General features: G+C 57.1%; 1 protein-coding gene and 1 pseudogene. Both read right to left on the reverse strand.

Going from position 1 to position 545, the window contains the following annotated elements; all coding sequences use genetic code 11:
* A partial coding sequence (locus QD409_RS35665) for a transposase (protein WP_430765073.1) occupies positions 1-246 on the reverse strand: 246 nt, incomplete at its 3' end.
* 132 nt (positions 247-378) lie between these two features.
* A pseudogene (locus QD409_RS35670) lies at positions 379-545 on the reverse strand (dihydrodipicolinate synthase family protein); the annotation flags it as partial.

Here is a 545-nt window from a genome sequence, read left to right on the forward strand (position 1 = left end):
CTCGCGCACCAGCTGACGTTCCGAGCGGATGCCGAAAAGATAACCGATGAACAGCGCCTTGAACATCAATGTCGGATCGAGCGGCGGCCGGCCGTTGTCGGCGCAATACAATCCCGCAACGCGATCATCGATGAAAGTAAAGTCGATCACCGCATCGATCTTGCGAAGCAGATGATCTCTCGGCACCAGGCTGTCGAGCGTCACCATCTCGAGAGCCGTCTGTTCGGCACCAGGTTTCTTCAACATGTCCCATTGAATCAAAAACCTCCGGCCAAAGCCAGAGGTTTGTCAGCAGTCTGAAGGCCCCCGAGGGGGGCCTTTTGCATTTGCATCTCGTTTCATCGACAGGCCTTGGAGGCCTACGGTTCGCAGCCGGTCTCAGGCCTTGTACGTCTCGACGGCGCCGGGAAGCTTGCTCCACTCACCGTACCAGCTGTTGAACAGCTTGAATTGCGCCTCGACATAGCCGCGCTGGCTTTCGGACAAGACATCGCTCTCGTTGAAATGCAGCGTATATTCCGCGTCCCCCTGCAGCACCATCATGT

Origin of the sequence: Rhizobium sp. BR 315, assembly GCF_050577975.1 — a bacterium.
GTDB classification, from domain to species: Bacteria; Pseudomonadota; Alphaproteobacteria; order Rhizobiales; family Rhizobiaceae; genus Rhizobium; species Rhizobium miluonense.